The organism is Clostridium sp. CCUG 7971 (genome assembly GCF_017590215.1).
Classification (GTDB): domain Bacteria; phylum Bacillota; class Clostridia; order Peptostreptococcales; family Peptostreptococcaceae; genus Faecalimicrobium.
In genome coordinates, this window is sequence record NZ_JAFFPK010000019.1 from 1 (window position 1) to 15,471 (window position 15,471).

At 28.2% G+C, this 15,471-nt stretch carries 14 protein-coding genes and 1 pseudogene; 1 reads left to right on the top strand and 14 read right to left on the bottom strand.

Annotated features, from left to right (window positions below):
- The 9 genes from ylqF to JWF52_RS03065 form a co-directional block, all read right to left on the bottom strand.
- On the bottom strand, positions 1-909 hold a 909-nt coding region (gene ylqF / locus JWF52_RS03025; protein WP_353654862.1), incomplete at its 3' end, for a ribosome biogenesis GTPase YlqF.
- Between the two features lie 222 nt (positions 910-1,131).
- Positions 1,132-2,292 (bottom strand): cyclically-permuted mutarotase family protein, encoded by a 1,161-nt coding sequence (locus tag JWF52_RS03030; RefSeq protein WP_208331870.1) that lies wholly within the window; start codon positions 2,290-2,292, stop codon positions 1,132-1,134.
- Between the two features lie 166 nt (positions 2,293-2,458).
- Positions 2,459-3,643 carry a MalY/PatB family protein gene (locus JWF52_RS03035; RefSeq protein WP_208331871.1) on the bottom strand — a complete coding sequence of 395 codons (1,185 nt, stop codon included), beginning with the start codon at positions 3,641-3,643 and terminating at the stop codon, positions 2,459-2,461.
- Between the two features lie 26 nt (positions 3,644-3,669).
- Positions 3,670-4,737 carry an aminopeptidase P family protein gene (locus tag JWF52_RS03040; protein WP_208331872.1) on the bottom strand — a complete coding sequence of 356 codons (1,068 nt, stop codon included), beginning with the start codon at positions 4,735-4,737 and terminating at the stop codon, positions 3,670-3,672.
- A gap of 71 nt (positions 4,738-4,808) precedes the next feature.
- Complete coding sequence (locus JWF52_RS03045) at positions 4,809-6,065, bottom strand: PTS fructose transporter subunit IIC (RefSeq protein ID WP_208331873.1); 1,257 nt, start codon at positions 6,063-6,065, stop codon at positions 4,809-4,811.
- A gap of 52 nt (positions 6,066-6,117) precedes the next feature.
- On the bottom strand, positions 6,118-6,432 hold the full coding sequence (locus JWF52_RS03050) for a PTS fructose transporter subunit IIB (RefSeq protein WP_208331874.1): 315 nt from the start codon (positions 6,430-6,432) through the stop codon (positions 6,118-6,120).
- 43 nt (positions 6,433-6,475) lie between these two features.
- On the bottom strand, positions 6,476-6,931 hold the full coding sequence (locus JWF52_RS03055; protein WP_208331875.1) for a PTS sugar transporter subunit IIA: 456 nt from the start codon (positions 6,929-6,931) through the stop codon (positions 6,476-6,478).
- 16 nt (positions 6,932-6,947) lie between these two features.
- Positions 6,948-8,837: a BglG family transcription antiterminator gene (locus tag JWF52_RS03060; protein ID WP_208331876.1), complete on the bottom strand. Its 1,890-nt coding sequence runs from the start codon at positions 8,835-8,837 to the stop codon at positions 6,948-6,950.
- Positions 8,838-8,971: 134 nt separating this feature from the next.
- Entirely contained in the window at positions 8,972-10,279 is a 1,308-nt protein-coding gene (locus JWF52_RS03065) for a Sapep family Mn(2+)-dependent dipeptidase (RefSeq protein ID WP_208331877.1), read from the bottom strand.
- A gap of 287 nt (positions 10,280-10,566) precedes the next feature.
- Here JWF52_RS03065 and manA point away from each other — a divergent pair, with 287 nt between their 5' ends.
- Positions 10,567-11,511, top strand: coding sequence for a mannose-6-phosphate isomerase, class I (manA, locus tag JWF52_RS03070; protein WP_208331878.1), 945 nt, complete (start codon positions 10,567-10,569; stop codon positions 11,509-11,511).
- A gap of 43 nt (positions 11,512-11,554) precedes the next feature.
- On the opposite strand, the gene JWF52_RS03075 is transcribed toward manA, so the two are convergent.
- The 5 genes and pseudogenes from JWF52_RS03075 to rimM form a co-directional block, all read right to left on the bottom strand.
- A complete protein-coding gene (locus JWF52_RS03075) occupies positions 11,555-12,589 on the bottom strand; it encodes a Gfo/Idh/MocA family protein (RefSeq protein WP_208331879.1) in 1,035 nt (344 codons plus the stop codon).
- Positions 12,568-13,497 (bottom strand): DMT family transporter, encoded by a 930-nt coding sequence (locus JWF52_RS03080; protein WP_208331880.1) that lies wholly within the window; start codon positions 13,495-13,497, stop codon positions 12,568-12,570. Before JWF52_RS03080 ends, JWF52_RS03075 begins: the two co-directional genes overlap by 22 nt.
- Before the next feature lie 195 nt (positions 13,498-13,692).
- Positions 13,693-14,037, bottom strand: a complete 345-nt coding sequence (gene rplS, locus JWF52_RS03085; protein WP_042271981.1) for a 50S ribosomal protein L19 — start codon at positions 14,035-14,037, stop codon at positions 13,693-13,695.
- Between the two features lie 104 nt (positions 14,038-14,141).
- Positions 14,142-14,834, bottom strand: a complete 693-nt coding sequence (gene trmD, locus JWF52_RS03090) for a tRNA (guanosine(37)-N1)-methyltransferase TrmD (RefSeq protein WP_208331881.1) — start codon at positions 14,832-14,834, stop codon at positions 14,142-14,144.
- 16 nt (positions 14,835-14,850) lie between these two features.
- Positions 14,851-15,354, bottom strand: a pseudogene (gene rimM, locus JWF52_RS03095) (ribosome maturation factor RimM); the annotation flags it as partial.
- Positions 15,355-15,471: the final 117 nt, after the last annotated feature.

The window sequence follows — 15,471 nt, forward strand, 5'->3', positions numbered from 1 at the left end:
TTTAATATCTTCTGGTACTTCTAAAGTAATTCTTCCTATTTTACCTTCTCTAAATTCATTTAAAACTGTTGTAGCTATACGAGTATAGTCTAATTCTTTTCTTCCAGTTATAAATCCTCTTTTACGACCTATCATATCCATAGTTTCGATATCTGAATCACCTAATTCTTCTAACTTATATCTAGCCTTTAATTTTTCTGGCTCTATTACCATTAGTTTTCCAATAAGTCTTAATGCTAAAGTTTCAACATCTAGTATTTCATCCTTTATAGCTCTACTAAAGGCTAAGTTAAGTGCAACCTCTTGGTCTTCAAATTTAGGCCAAAGTATACCTGGAGTATCTAACAGCTCTAAGTTACCTTTTAACCTAACCCATTGCTTTCCTTTTGTTACCCCTGGCTTGTCCCCAGTTTGAGTACTTCTTCTTCCAGTTAATTTATTTATAATAGAAGATTTTCCAACGTTTGGAACTCCAACTATCATTATTCTTATCGGTCTTTCTTTTCTACCCTTATCTTTTAGGGCATCCATTTTTTCTTTAGTTACATTTCTACACTCATCTATTAGTTTATTTAAACCTAAGCCTTTCATAGTATCTATAGGTATAGCTTTTATATCTCTATCTTTGTAGTACTTTATCCATCTGTCTAATTTAGCTTTATCTGCTAAATCACTTTTATTTAATATAACAACTCTTGGTTTATTTCCTGCAAGCTTGTCTATATCAGGATTTTTACTACTAAATGGTATTCTAGCATCTAAAAGCTCTACTACAACGTCAACTAACTTTAAGTTATCTCTAACTAAATCTTTAGTTTTTTTCATATGCCCAGGATACCAGTTTATATGTAAATCGTCGTCTCTAAGATAATCATCATAGTCGACTCTCATTTTATCTCCTCTTGCCATAATTATCACTCCTTTATGTAAACTACTTCGCTCTTTTATTTTTAACCTTTTCATTATACCATAAGATTCTTTTTTTGCTTATCTAATATTTTAAAGTATATTAATACTATTATTTCTATAATCTTTATATTTTAAACTTTTATATAAAAATAAAATCGTACCTATCGTATTATGATAAGCACGATTTTGTTTTTATACAAAACGTTTTCCTGCACCTTATTTTTATTCGTATACTAAAGTCCCTACATAAGTTCTATTAGTTCTTGTTCCTGGCTTAATTTCTCCATTTATTGAATATATATTATCTCCATCAAGAACTAATCCCTCCCCACAAGGTGAATCAAAAGGAACTTCTCCTATTGAGCTCCACTTATCATCAGTTGAATTATAAACTAATATCTTTTTATTCCATCTTAACTCAGATGGATCTGCACCAAAATATTGTTCTTTAAAATCAGCTAATTCTTTATCTTTTAATTCTCCCATAGTTTTTACTGCATGGTCATAAACAGTTTTATTAAAGCCTCCTATTACGAGCATCTCCTCATCATTAAGCTTAACTGAGTTCGCTCCTAAAAGTGAGATTTCTTCATCTCCAACTTTAACACTTGAAACTTTACTCCATGAGTTTTTTGCTATATCATATTTATATCCATCTGTATAAGCAGTTTTATCGCCACCACTAAATACATATATATTATCTCCTAAAATCTGAACTACTGATTGATTTCTAGTTTTCTCTCCCGGAATTGGTTCTAAATCTTTTACTTCTCCATTTTCTATATTAAATTCATACATTTTATTACTAGGTTCACCATTTTGTTTTCCTAGACCAACATATATCTTATTATCTTTTTTCACTGCAATTCCATCACTAAATGTAAATGGCAAGTCTCCTATATGCTTTGTATTAAGTTTACCCTTATCATCAGTTGTAAATAAAGTTACATTATCTCCTTCTTTTTCATTAGGGCTTCCACCAATGTAATAAACACCTTCATCAGTAGTTATTGAACTTCCATATCCTATTTCATAATCTAAAGTTGTATGATCGACTTGCTTTAATCTTTTATCTTCTTTTTTTAATACATAAACATCTGGATAGTGCTTTTTAGCTCCACCTTTTGCTACTGGCTCATCTGGGAAATTGGCTCCTCCACCTGCAATAATAAAGTCACCTGATTTTCCAGCAAGCAATCCTGCTGTTCCAATATTTTTGTCATATCCATTTTGTGCTTCTAAATCTCCAGCATGTTCCCAAAGAATCCTCTTTACATCACCTTTGTTACTATCAGTAGTTTTCTCTGTTGCCAAAGTATTACTGCATCCAGCAAAAATTGATGCTGAAATCAATACTGCTACAGTTGCTGATACTCTTTTCATTTTATCCTCCTCTTGACAATCTCCTTATGGAATTTTTTTTCATATTCACTATAAATGTAGCAGATTTATATTGTATCATCAACTGTATTCTATTTTATTTTGAAACTTTATTTCAATTTATTCAATATTTATTGTTATCCCCCTAATTATGTTACCTCTTAACTCTCTATTTATTAAATTTATTCATAAATTTATCCATTCTGTTTAACGCATTAACTACATTTTCTCTTTGTGTTCCTAAGTTTATTCTTATATAATTTTCTCCATCATTTACAAAATGACTTCCATCTTCTACTAATACACCAACCTCCAATGCTAATCTATTTGTTAGTTCTTTAGCACTTATTTCTAACTGACTAATATTTATCCATGCTAAATAAGAAGATTCCATTTTCATCATACTTATATTTTCATACTTATTTATCCAAGATTCTAAAAGTTCATAATTCCCTCTTATATATTTATTTACTCCTGCTAACCAGTCTCTACATTCATCATAAGCACTAATTAAACCTATTATCCCAAATACATTTGGTGATGTTATAGAGTTTTGCTGTAATTTTAATTTAAATATCTCTCTTAGGTCTTTATTTTTGATTATTGAGTAAGAAGTTTTTAGCCCTCCAAGATTAAAACCTTTATTTGGTGAAGTTAATAGTATTACATTTTCTAATAATTCATCTTCTATATTTAATATAGAGTTAAACTCTCCATAATGAATATGTTCAGCATGTACTTCATCAGCTATTAAAATAACATTATTCTCTTTACAAATTTGTGCTACTTTACTCATTTCTTCAATTGTCCATATTCGTCCTGATGGATTATGTGGTGTACAAAACATCATTAATTTAGGCCTATGTTCCTTAATTTGAGATTCTAATAAGTTAAAATTTATATAGTATCTATTATCAATTATATCTAGTGTATTATTTATAACTTTTACTCCTTGCTTTTTTGCACTTGATTCAAAAGGATCATATACCGGAGTATTTAATATTATACTATCTCCTTCCTTACAAAAAGCTTGCACTGTATAATGAAGAGTTGATACAGTTCCGTAAGTTAAAGTTATTTCTTCTTTTTTAACTTCTACTTTGTGCATATCATTTTGCCAATTTATAACCGCATTATAAAATTCATCATAGCAATAAGTGTATCCGAAAACTCCTCTTTTAATAGCTTCCATAAATTTATCTTCTATTTGGCTAGGTATTTTAAAATCCATATCAGCTATCCACATTGGTATAAAGTTTTCTTCTACATCTCCAAATTTATCTTTTATTATTTTTAAATCCCACTTTCTGCATTTTTCACTAAGTCTATCTGGTTTATAATCAAAATTATACATACTCATATCCTCTCTCTATTGGGTCTTTATATTTTAATTTTTATCAAATCTTTAGTTGATTTAGTAAGTCTTTCACATCCATCTTTAGTTATTAAAACATCATCTTCTATCCTTACTCCACCTAGATTAGGTATATATATTCCTGGCTCTATTGTAACTACCATACCTTCCTTAATTACCTCTAAACTTTTAGGTTCTAATGACGGATACTCATGAACCATAATTCCAACTCCATGTCCTAAGTTATGACCAAAATACTCTTTATATCCTTCTTTATCTATTATATCCCTTGCTATTTTATCAATATCTCCAGCTCTCATTCCTGGTTTTAGTAATCTTATGGATTCTTCGTTTGCTCTTTTTACTATATTATAAATTTTATTTAACTCTTCATCTCCTTCCCCCATAGATATAGTTCTTGTTATATCTGAGCAATAGTTATTGAATCTAACTCCAAAATCAAAAGTTACAAATTCACCTTTTTCTATTATCTTATCACTTGCTTTTCCATGAGGAAGTGCTCCCCTTACACCTGATGCGACAATTACATCAAATGATTCCCTTTGACCACCTAGTTCTTTTATAAATCTAACAATCTCATTTTCAACTTCTTTCTCAGTCATTTTCACTTTTATAAACTCAATTATATGATTAAATGTATTATCTGCTATTTCACATGCTTTTTTTATACATTCTAATTCTTTTTCATCTTTTTTACATCTAAGTTTGGATAAATCTACTGATACTAAATCTATATTTATTTTTTTATTCATAATATTATAAAAATCATATGAAACTTCACTACCTTCAAATCCAATACTATTTATATGTTCTACTTCACATATTTTATTAACTATATCAAAGTATGTTTTTTCTTTATTCATTAATATTACTTCAAAGTTTTTAGCTTTTTCCTTCATCTCTTCAAAATACCTAAAATCAACTATTATATATTGACTTTTATCAGTTATAAATACATATCCTGAAGAACTATAAAGACCTGCAATGTAAAATTTATTATTTGAATTATTTAAAAGTATTGAATCTACGTCATTTTTATTCATATAACTTCTTATATTATCTAATCTAATCATAATCTCCCTCCTTGAATATAAAGAAAGGGAGTTCTAATTTTTAATTAGTTCCCCCATTTCATTTATTTGAATTAGTCGTTATTTACAACTATTTTTCCTTCTTTTATTAATTTGTTTCTATATAATATATTTCCTATTGCAACAAATAAAGCTCCTACTGCTATACCTATAACATATCCTAATATATTATTTACTAAAGGCCATGCCCATATTGCTGATTCTGGGAACCATTGTACAGCACCTAAAGTTATTCCTGTTAATGCACCAACTATAGCTCCTACTATATTTAAAGGTATAACAAATCCCGGTCTTTCAAGTGCAAATGGTATAGCTCCTTCTGATATACCCATAAATGCTAAGAATATTGATGTCTTACCAGCTTGATAGAATTGCTTATCATAAACTCTTCTTCCAACTAATCTCTTATCTAATAAAGTTGTTAAACCTAATCCAATTGAAGGTATAACTATTGCTATTGTTCTTGCAGTTATTGGTAATACTTCTTCAGTTGTTAATCCAAGAGCAACAAACCCTGCTGCTTTATTTATTGGTCCACCTAAGTCAAATGCAGTTGCTGCTGCTAGTGCTGTTGCATATGCATATTCTCCTGCTGCTCCTGCTGCTGTTAAGAAGTTTTTCATTCCTTCATTTAGCCATCCACCAATTGGTGTTATAACAAATATCATTAGTGCCATACATGCTAGTGAAGCTATTAATGGTATTAAAAATGTTGTTTTAAATGCTAACCAATCATGAGAAACTTTTATATTTTTATTTAACCATTTCACTAAATATCCTATTATAAATGCTATTAATATAGCTCCTAAAAATCCTGATGCTACTGGAACTACTTCTGTCCAAACTCCATCAACTAATTGTAGTGTTGCAACTGGTTTATTCGCTACGTATCCACCTATAAATCCTGCTATAAGTGCAGTCTTTCCTCCTATAGAGTTTGCACAGAATGCTGCAAATAAAGGTATTGCAAACCCAAATAATGTAAATCCAAAGTTAGACATTAATTGAGATATATTTAATAAAGTAAGTTTAAATCCTGTGAAATCTCCTGAGTTCATCGCATCAACTATACCAACAGATGGGTCTATTCCTAATATTGCATATGGTATTAATTGAGATAGAGCTCCTATAAGTCCACCCATTACTAATACTGGAATCATATATGATATACCAGTCATTATATGCTTACTTATTTCTTTCCACTTACTATTTCCTTTAGATGTTTGTTTATTTTGAGGAGCACTGTTAGATGCTTGTGCATTTGATGTTGATGATCCAGTGCTGCTTATAACTTTTTTCTTTACTGCCATAATCTTCCCCTCCAAATATAAGATTTTAAAATATAAGATACATAATTTTTTATTATAATCCTAAATCTTCTTCTATTTCTTTTATAACTCCATCAGCATTTTTTATAGCTTCTTGTAACTCAACTTCATACACTTCTAATCCTTCAAATCTTTCCATTCCTTCTGGCGTTATTGCTACTGCATGTATTATCATAGTTGCTCCTAATATATCTTCTCTTGTTAACTCATTTTGAACTCCATCAGCTCCTTGAGTTTCAACCTTAACTTCATATCCTGCCTTTTTTCCTGCTTGTTCTATAGCCTCTGCTGCCATGAAAGTGTGAGCTAATCCCATTGGGCATGCACATAATCCTACTAATTTTTTCATTTTATAATTCCTCCTAAATATTTATAATTTTGATTTTATATTTTTATAATCCTAATGCTTCGTTTATTAAAGATGTTATTTCGTCTATATCATTACTACTTAATAATGCATTTTTAAAATCCTCATGTATTAACTTTCTTGATAAAGTTGAAAGAAGTTTTAAATGAGTATTCCCTTCGCTTTGTCCCGGCATAAGTAAATTTATTGCTAACTTAACTTTTTCCTCACCTTCATTCCAAACTATATCTTCGTTAAATTTTAAAACAAGAACTGCTGGACTTAGTACTGCATCATTTTTAGTATGAGGTATTGCTATATATTCTCCTAAGTTAGTGCTAAATTGTAATTCTCTTTCCATTAAACCATCAAATACTTTATTACTTTCTTTAGTTATATCTAACTCATCAGCTTTTTTAGATATAAACTTTAATACATCTTCCTTGTTACTTGCATTTATATTTATAAATACATTGTCTTTTTTGAATACGTTTGCTTCCATTACAAACAACCTCCCTTTAATCTCCAATTAATGTCATTAGTTTTTTAAAGTCACAAATCTTTATTATTCCTCTCACTCCACCTTCATCTTTAATAAAGTTATAAAGGTATTTGAAAATAGAAAAGTTATGCTTTTCCTTTGGATTGAAAAATACCATAAATACTAATTGTACTTCTTGCTTGTCCCAAATAATTGGATTTTCAAGTATAGCTACTCCTATTATAGATTTTTTATCACCTTCAACTATTGTGTGTGGTATTGCGACTAAGTTTCCAATTTCAGTTGAAGATATATTTTCTCTATCTAATATGCTTTTAATAGAACTTTCTTCTATAAATCCTTTTTCTTTTAATTTATTGCAAAGATTTAACATTAGTTCTTGTTTATCTTCACCCTTTATAGTAAAGAAAGCTTCTTCATTAAACATATTATTTATTATTTTTCTTCTCTCTTCTTTTTCATATAATGCCTTATTTATATTTTCAACTATATCATCATCAAATATATTATCTATATATATAACAGGTCTTTTACTTTCTGGTATATCTACAGTAGATACTATTAAATCAACATCTTGGCTTGTAGCCATATCTATATATCTTGCTGGATAAACACCAACTACATTTAGATCACTTATGTTTTGTTTTAGTTTTTCTGAAAGAAGTTGTCCTGTTCCTATTCCATAATGGCATACTATACATATTTTTTTACTTGTATTTTTTTTATTTCTTTCATTCGCTGCTGCAAAATGTATGGCTATATATCCAAGTTCATCTTCATTTAACTTAACATTTAATTCATTTTCTATTTTATTTGATAAAAATATAGCTAAGTTAAACTCTATAGGAAACTTAGATTTTATTTGGCTAAGTAATGGATTATTTGAAATTACATTAGCTTTAGATCTATTTATAAATCTTTTTATATGCTCTGATATTGCATTCATAAAATCTACATCTTTACTGTAATCTCTTCCTGATATAAGTAATATATCTTTTAAAGATTCATCTATTAATTTATTTATCAATTCGACTTCTCTAGATTTATTGTTATTATTTTTATAACTATTTGCTACTACTCCTGAGTAGTTTGATATATAAAGTACTTCATCTTCTATTAAAGAGAATTTAATCTTTTTAGATAGTTCTTCCATCAATTTTTTTATCAGTACATAATTATGAAGTCTATAACCAGTATCTAAAGATTTTATCCCTTCACTATATCCTCTTTTACTTCTAAATATAGATACTATAATCTTTGAAACTAAAAGATTAAAATCCTTGTCTGAGATTATTACATCTTGTTTTCTTAAATGATTTCCTAATGTATTTTCTATATTTCTTATATCTTGTTCACTTATATTATCTAAATAAACTTTTATTTTATTTCTGTCATCATTTTTAATAGCATAGTCTGTTATAAGTTGTCTTAAATTTATTTCATCTCCATAAATATAGCTTCCATGATATGGTTTAGATTTTATCGTTAGATTATACTTTTTAATACTTTCTTTAATTTTAGTAGTTAATTTATTTGTAGATCCTATACTTAAATTTAAGTTTTCTGCTATCTCATCTATACTTACATATGCGTTGTTTATAAACATACATATAGTGGTTGCTATTCTACTTTCATCTGAGTCATCTTCTACAAATCCATTTATATATTTTTTAGCTTCTTTTACTACATTTGATATACTAGATTTTGAACCATTAATTTTATATCCTATACCTCTTGAAGAAGATATCTCTACATCATGTTTTTTCAAGTAATCATTTATATCTGATATATATCTTTTAATAGTTTTTGTAGATACATCTAGCAATGTAGCTAACTCATTAGATGTTGTGTATCCATCCTTATCACTTAAATACTTTACTATTATTGCATGTTTCTTAGTTATCACTATATCACCTTCTTCATAATTAAATTATATATATAGTTTAATTATAATTATATATACATTATGTCTTATTAAGGGACATTTTGTATGTAATCTTGATTTTTCAATACTTTTACATGTTTAAATTTCATAAAATTTTAAATATTATTACATAAAGCAATTATACCTTGTGCATATATAGCTATTGCTAGTTCCAATTTTTCTAAACTTGCAAATTCATTTGCTTTATGCACATTTCCAAAGCTTCCATCTAAAAATTCACATCCATATATAACTGAATTATTCATTTCACTTGCATAGCTACCTGCAGATGTTACTCTTACAACACTTTCATTATCACCTGAATATTTTATATATATATCATGTAATGTTTTTACTAATTCAGATTCTTTATTTATATAATTTGACTTTTTAATATTTATTCCACTTACATTAAGTTTACATATATTATTTTCATCAATGAACTTTTTAATAGAATCTATAATTTCTCTAAATTCTATATTCTCTGGATATCTTGTGTTTAATACAATTTCTAAAAGTCCATTTTCTATATTTATCTTTGTTGGAACAATGGATAGTATTCCACACTTTCCTTCTTTATTTAGACCAAATAATTTACCATCCATATTGTCTTCATTTATAATTTTATATAAATCTATTGTCCATTGTTCATTTAATTGATTATATAAATCTATAAGAGATTTAGGTATTGGGTTTATTGCAAATTCAGGCTTTGAAGAATGACCACCTATCCCTTTTACTATAAATTCATTATTATTTTTTATATTTTTTATTGTTACTTTATCTGGAATAGTATTATGTTCCAATCCTCCATATACAATTACATCTTTATTATTTATCTCTAACTTTAAATATATAACTCCTGCACCTTTTTCTCCATTTAGTACAGGAAACTTTGCATCAGGTGTAAAACCACAAATTCCATATGGTTCTTTTGAGTAATAATGTTTAATACACTTAAATCCACTTTCTTCATTTCCTCCAACTATAAGCCTTACCTTTCTATTTAGCTTTATATTCATATCTCTAATCATTTTTATGGCTAAAAAACAGGAAATCATAGGACCTTTATTATCAGATACTCCTCTACCTATTAATTTATTATTTTCTAATTTAATCTCAAATGGATTACTATTCCATCCTTCTCCTACATTAACAACATCACAATGACCAAATATATCTATATGTTCATTTCCATCTCCATGCTCAATATAAACAGCATAGTTATCTACATTTTTTGTTATAAAGTTATTATCTTTTCCTAAAGTTTCAAACCAACTAAGAGCATCCGTAACACTTTTACCAAATGGCATATCTTTAGTAACTGTACTCTCATCATATACTGATGGTATTTTTACCCATTCTGTTAATAATTCTAATAATTCCTTTTTATAATTTTTATATTTTAAATTTAGTTCATTCATCTTATCACTCCACGTGCAAAATTTTATATTAATCTAAGCTATATACTTATAATAATTTATATCAAGTAATACATCCTTATACTTTATGCCTATTTAAGGGACAATCAATTTTATTATCTTGATTTTAATTTTATTTATAATATAATTGTTAATATATTATTAAAATTCGCTTTGAGCCACGTGTGGGCAAGTTATTTTGCTCATATCGACAACAACCTTTAAAACCAGGTCAGTTGCTCAAGCTTGCGGTTAGGATAAAAAATTATTACAACTAGGGGGCTCAATTTATGGAACCATTATTTTTAAATCCTTTATTCATGTATAGAATATGGGGTGGAACTACTTTAAGAGATAAATTTAATTATGATATACCATCTGAACATACAGGTGAATGTTGGGCTATTAGCGCTCACGAAAATGGAGACTGCACAATAGCTAATGGAAAATTTAAGGGTCTGACATTATCTAAAGTATGGGATGAACATAGAGAAGTTTTTGGAAATGTTAAAGGTGATAAATTCCCTCTACTTACTAAAATATTAGATGCAAATGATAACTTATCAGTTCAAGTTCACCCTAATGATGAGTACGCAAACATTAATGAAAATGGAGAATTTGGTAAAACTGAGTGTTGGTATATAATCGATTGTGATGATGACGCTGAAATGGTATTTGGTCATAATGCATCATCTCGTGAAGAGTTATCTGAAATGATACATAACAATGAATGGGATAGTTTACTTAGAAAAATCAAAATAAAAAAAGGAGATTTCTTCTATGTTCCAAGTGGAACTATACATGCATTATGCAAGGGAACTTTAGTTTTAGAAACTCAACAAAACTCTGATACAACTTATAGAGTTTATGACTATGATAGAGTTGATAATAATGGTAAAAAACGTGAACTTCATGTACAAAAATCTATAGATGTTACAACAGTTCCTCATATTGAAAGTAGTAACACTTATAATATCGTTACAAAAGATAATTTTGAATGCACTACTTTTATAAGTAATGAATTATTTAGTGTTCATAAACTAAATGTATTTTCTGAGTGTGAATTTAATCACGATAAACCATTCTCTTTATATAGTGTTTTAGATGGAAATGGTACTTTAACTTGTGGTAATAAAGATTATTCTTTAAGTAAAGGAAGTAACTTTATACTGCCTTCAGATATTAAAAACTTTAAACTAAATGGAAATATAGAAATGATTGTTTCTCATATATAATTACAAATAAAAACTGACTTCATAAAAGAAGTCAGTTTTTACTTTAAGCAAAAGATTTATTTACATAATCTTTCAATAATGTTATTTGAGTTTCATCCGAAGATTTTTTTAATCCTTCAATGATTTTTATTGTATCTAAAGAGGTAATACCGTTTGAAACAGGTGAACCTCCATTTTCTAAACAGTTCAAAATATCTTCTATAGCATCAATCATTCTTTCATTTTTAACAACCTTTGGTTTATTATCAATTAATTTTAATGATTCATAGTTAGTTCCAGCTGAACTATTTTCTGAAGAATATAAGTATAAATCAAAATCTTTGCCATTATTATAAATTTTTATACGACCTTCTTCTCCTAAAATATCAAGTTCATACATATATCTATATTGTGAAACGCTAGTAGCTTTTATAAAACCAATAATACCTGATTCAAACTTAATAGCCCCTATTCCTCCATGATCTTCTATACCATGAGCAATTCTCACAATGTCAGTCTGTTTTACTCCAACTACCCATTCAGGTATTCCGGCAAAGAAGCACATCATATCTATTAAATGGCTAGCGCTTGTATGTAGTGCAGTAGATCCGTATCCTGTTATGCTATATATTTTTCCAATAGTTTCATCATCTAGTAGTTCTTTAACAGTTCTATTTAAGTTATCCCATCTTAAAATATGGTTCACAGCAAGAGTAACTTTATTTTCCTCACATAATTTTATTATTTCTTCTGCTTCTTCAACAGAGTAAGTTAATGTTTTTTCACAAAATATTGCTTTTACGCCGCAACTTACACACTTTTTTATAATTTCATAATGTGATGATATAGGAGTGCATATACTTACTAAATCAAACTTATTATTTTCTAACATCTCATTATAATTAGTATATCCTAACTCAATATTACAATCTTTTTTTACTTCTTCAACAAGTTTAGTAGATACATCACAAACTGCCTCTATTTTAATATTTTGAAAAGTCTTATAAGCGCCAATATGAGACCATATTATATCTCTATTTGGATCGTTATCAATGTGGTATGCAATTTGGCCTAGTCCTACGACTCCAACTCTATACATTGACTTCCCTCCTCAGTTTGTTTCTTTCTTAATGAAATAACGCACCCAATAATTACTAAAATAGCCCCTAAACCTTGTATTAAATTTATTTTTTCGTTTAAAGTGAAATATCCAACAATTGCTGTAGAAATTGGAATTATTAGCTGTATAATATTAAAAACAACAACTCCTTGTTTTTGTAGAATATAAAAAGCCATTAGCATTCCTGTCAGCATTCCATACATCCCTGCTAAACTTAACCCTGTTAGCATTCCTAAAGATACTTCTTTTAATTCTATAATTTTATTACTATATATAGCTATAGTTAGAAAAACAATTCCTGATAATGTAGCTGTAGATGCACTTATTACAACTGAATGTAGTTTCTTTGAAACGTTTTTTACAACTAGATTTTGAATTGATTGAATAAAAATAGCTATAGTTAAAAACAATGCACCCTTTAGGAAATCCGAGCTCTGCCCTGCTTGTCCCCCATTAACTACGAAAACTAAAGACCCTGTTATGGCAATTAAACTTCCTATATAAAATTTCTTTTGCTTTACTCTATCTCTTTCATCTTTAAAAAAAATAGCTGCCATGCTAATCGCTAGTGGCATCGCTAAAATACTAAAAATACTCCCTGTTAAAGCTGATGTATATTTTAATCCAGTTATGAAGCAATACATATTTCCAGTCATAAAACATGCTAAAATTAACAGTTTAAAAATAATCTTTGGCTCATCTACTATATTTTTTAATTCATCCCTAAATTTAAACAAACAAATAATAAGAATAAGTATTCCCCCAGATAAAAACCTAACCGCATTATTATTAATAGTATCAAAATTCATACTCATGTAACGCATTATCGGGAACCCAAATCCCATAAGCCCTATGTATGATAATGCCATTTTTTGATTACTTTTCATAAATATCCCCCTTTTTAGAATTTTTTTTCATATTCACTATAAATGTAACAGACTTCTACCTTTATATCAACTAAATCATCATAATTTTGAAAATTTATTTCATTTATATTTATTATCAAATATTTTTATGTTATTTTTTACATAAAAAAAGAGCTAATATAATCAGCTCTTTTAATTTATAGTAAAGTTATTTAATTATCTAGCTTGTTTTATCTTAGCAGCTTTACCTACTCTACCTCTTAAGTAAGTTAACTTCGCTCTTCTTACTTTACCTTTTCTAGTTACTTCTATCTTCTCTATTCTTGGAGAATGAACTGGGAAAGTTCTTTCTACACCAACGTTGAAAGATATTTTTCTAACAGTGAAAGTTTCTTGTATTCCTCCACCTTGTCTCTTTAAAACAAATCCTTCGAATACTTGTATTCTTTCTCTCTTACCTTCAACTATTTTAACGTGTACTCTTACTGTGTCCCCAGGTCCAAAGTTAGGTACTTCGCTCTTTAATTGTTCTTGGTTTAATGATTTTAATATTTCGTTCATTTCTAAGTCCTCCTAGTATCATAGACATTCTTAATTACCTCTTTTATGTAAACAGAGGAATGCCCGTTTATTTTCAGCATCTAAAATTATACTATATATCTTAATTATTTACAAGCTTTTTTATACAAATCAGGTCTTCTTTCTTTAGTAATTCTAACAGATTCGTCATTTCTCCACTCTTCTATTTTTTTATGGTTTCCAGACAGCAAAACTTCTGGAACTGTCATTTCCATAAACTCTCTCGGTCTTGTATAGTGTGGGTATTCTAATAAATCATTACTAAATGATTCTTCTTCAAATGACTCATCTTGATTTAAAACTCCTGATATAAGCCTTGATATAGAGTCTATTAGTATAAGTGCAGGAAGTTCTCCTCCTGTTAATACATAATCTCCTATAGATATTTCATCTGTTACTATTAAATCTATAATTCTTTGATCTATTCCTTCATAATGTCCACATAAAAGAATTACATCATCAAGCTTAGACATATTACTTGCTATAGTTTGATTATGTGTTTTACCTTTAGGAGTTAAATATACAACTCTAGGCTCTTTTATATTATGAGTATCTATAATATACTTATATGTATCATATATCGGCTGAGGAGTCATAACCATTCCTGCTCCCCCTCCAAATGGATAGTCATCTACTTTTTTATGCTTATTATTAGAGAAATCTCTAATATTATATATATTAACTTCTATTATTCCTTTTTCTACAGCTCTTTTCATTATACTTTCATTCATATAAGAGTTGAAAATCTCTGGAAAAAGTGTCATTATGTGAAATCTCATAGTAACTCCTAGTCTAACATTCCCTTAATAGGGTCTATTATCATTTTTCTTTCGTTCATATCTATCGTAGGTACAAACTTCATTATAGCAGGTATCATGTACTCTTGACCTTCAGGACCTTTTACAACATAAACATCATTAGCTGAATATTGTAATACATCATCTAGTTTACCTACTAAGTTTCCATCAACAGTATATACATCTATACCTATCATATCTGATATAAAGTATTCATCTTCTTCTAACTCTCTACCATTTCTCTAGATACATACATAAATTTATTTTTTAATTTTTCTGCCATTTCTACTGTATCTATATCTTTTATCTTCATTATTACCATATTACCTTTATATCTTACTCTTTCAACTTCCCAAGTAGAATTTAGGTCTTTTCCTAGGTAAAATTCTTTTAAATCATCAAATCTATTTATATCATCTGTAAAAGGGTAAACTCTTACTTCTCCTTTTAAGCCTTGAGTATTAACTATTTGTCCAACTTTAAAATGTGTTAACTTCTCCATTAGTATGTCTCCTTAGTTAAAATTCGCTTAGATTGAACAATATGTAGCTCAATTTTAGCGTCAAAAAATATTTTATAGTATAATTATACTATAAACAAAAAGGATTAGGTATATACC

Excerpts from the sequence above, each read along its gene's own strand:
- JWF52_RS03075 (WP_208331879.1), bottom strand. The coding sequence starts at position 12,589 with ATGTATAGAGTTGGAGTCGTAGGACTAGGCCAAATTGCATACCACATT.
- trmD (WP_208331881.1), bottom strand. The coding sequence starts at position 14,834 with ATGAGATTTCACATAATGACACTTTTTCCAGAGATTTTCAACTCTTAT.
- JWF52_RS03040 (WP_208331872.1), bottom strand. The coding sequence starts at position 4,737 with ATGATTAGATTAGATAATATAAGAAGTTATATGAATAAAAATGACGTA.
- JWF52_RS03080 (WP_208331880.1), bottom strand. The coding sequence starts at position 13,497 with ATGAAAAGTAATCAAAAAATGGCATTATCATACATAGGGCTTATGGGA.
- manA (WP_208331878.1), top strand. The coding sequence starts at position 10,567 with ATGGAACCATTATTTTTAAATCCTTTATTCATGTATAGAATATGGGGT.
- JWF52_RS03035 (WP_208331871.1), bottom strand. The coding sequence starts at position 3,643 with ATGTATAATTTTGATTATAAACCAGATAGACTTAGTGAAAAATGCAGA.
- rplS (WP_042271981.1), bottom strand. The coding sequence starts at position 14,037 with ATGAACGAAATATTAAAATCATTAAACCAAGAACAATTAAAGAGCGAA.
- JWF52_RS03065 (WP_208331877.1), bottom strand. The coding sequence starts at position 10,279 with ATGAATGAACTAAATTTAAAATATAAAAATTATAAAAAGGAATTATTA.
- JWF52_RS03055 (WP_208331875.1), bottom strand. The coding sequence starts at position 6,931 with ATGGAAGCAAACGTATTCAAAAAAGACAATGTATTTATAAATATAAAT.
- JWF52_RS03050 (WP_208331874.1), bottom strand. The coding sequence starts at position 6,432 with ATGAAAAAATTAGTAGGATTATGTGCATGCCCAATGGGATTAGCTCAC.
- JWF52_RS03030 (WP_208331870.1), bottom strand. The coding sequence starts at position 2,292 with ATGAAAAGAGTATCAGCAACTGTAGCAGTATTGATTTCAGCATCAATT.
- JWF52_RS03045 (WP_208331873.1), bottom strand. The coding sequence starts at position 6,065 with ATGGCAGTAAAGAAAAAAGTTATAAGCAGCACTGGATCATCAACATCA.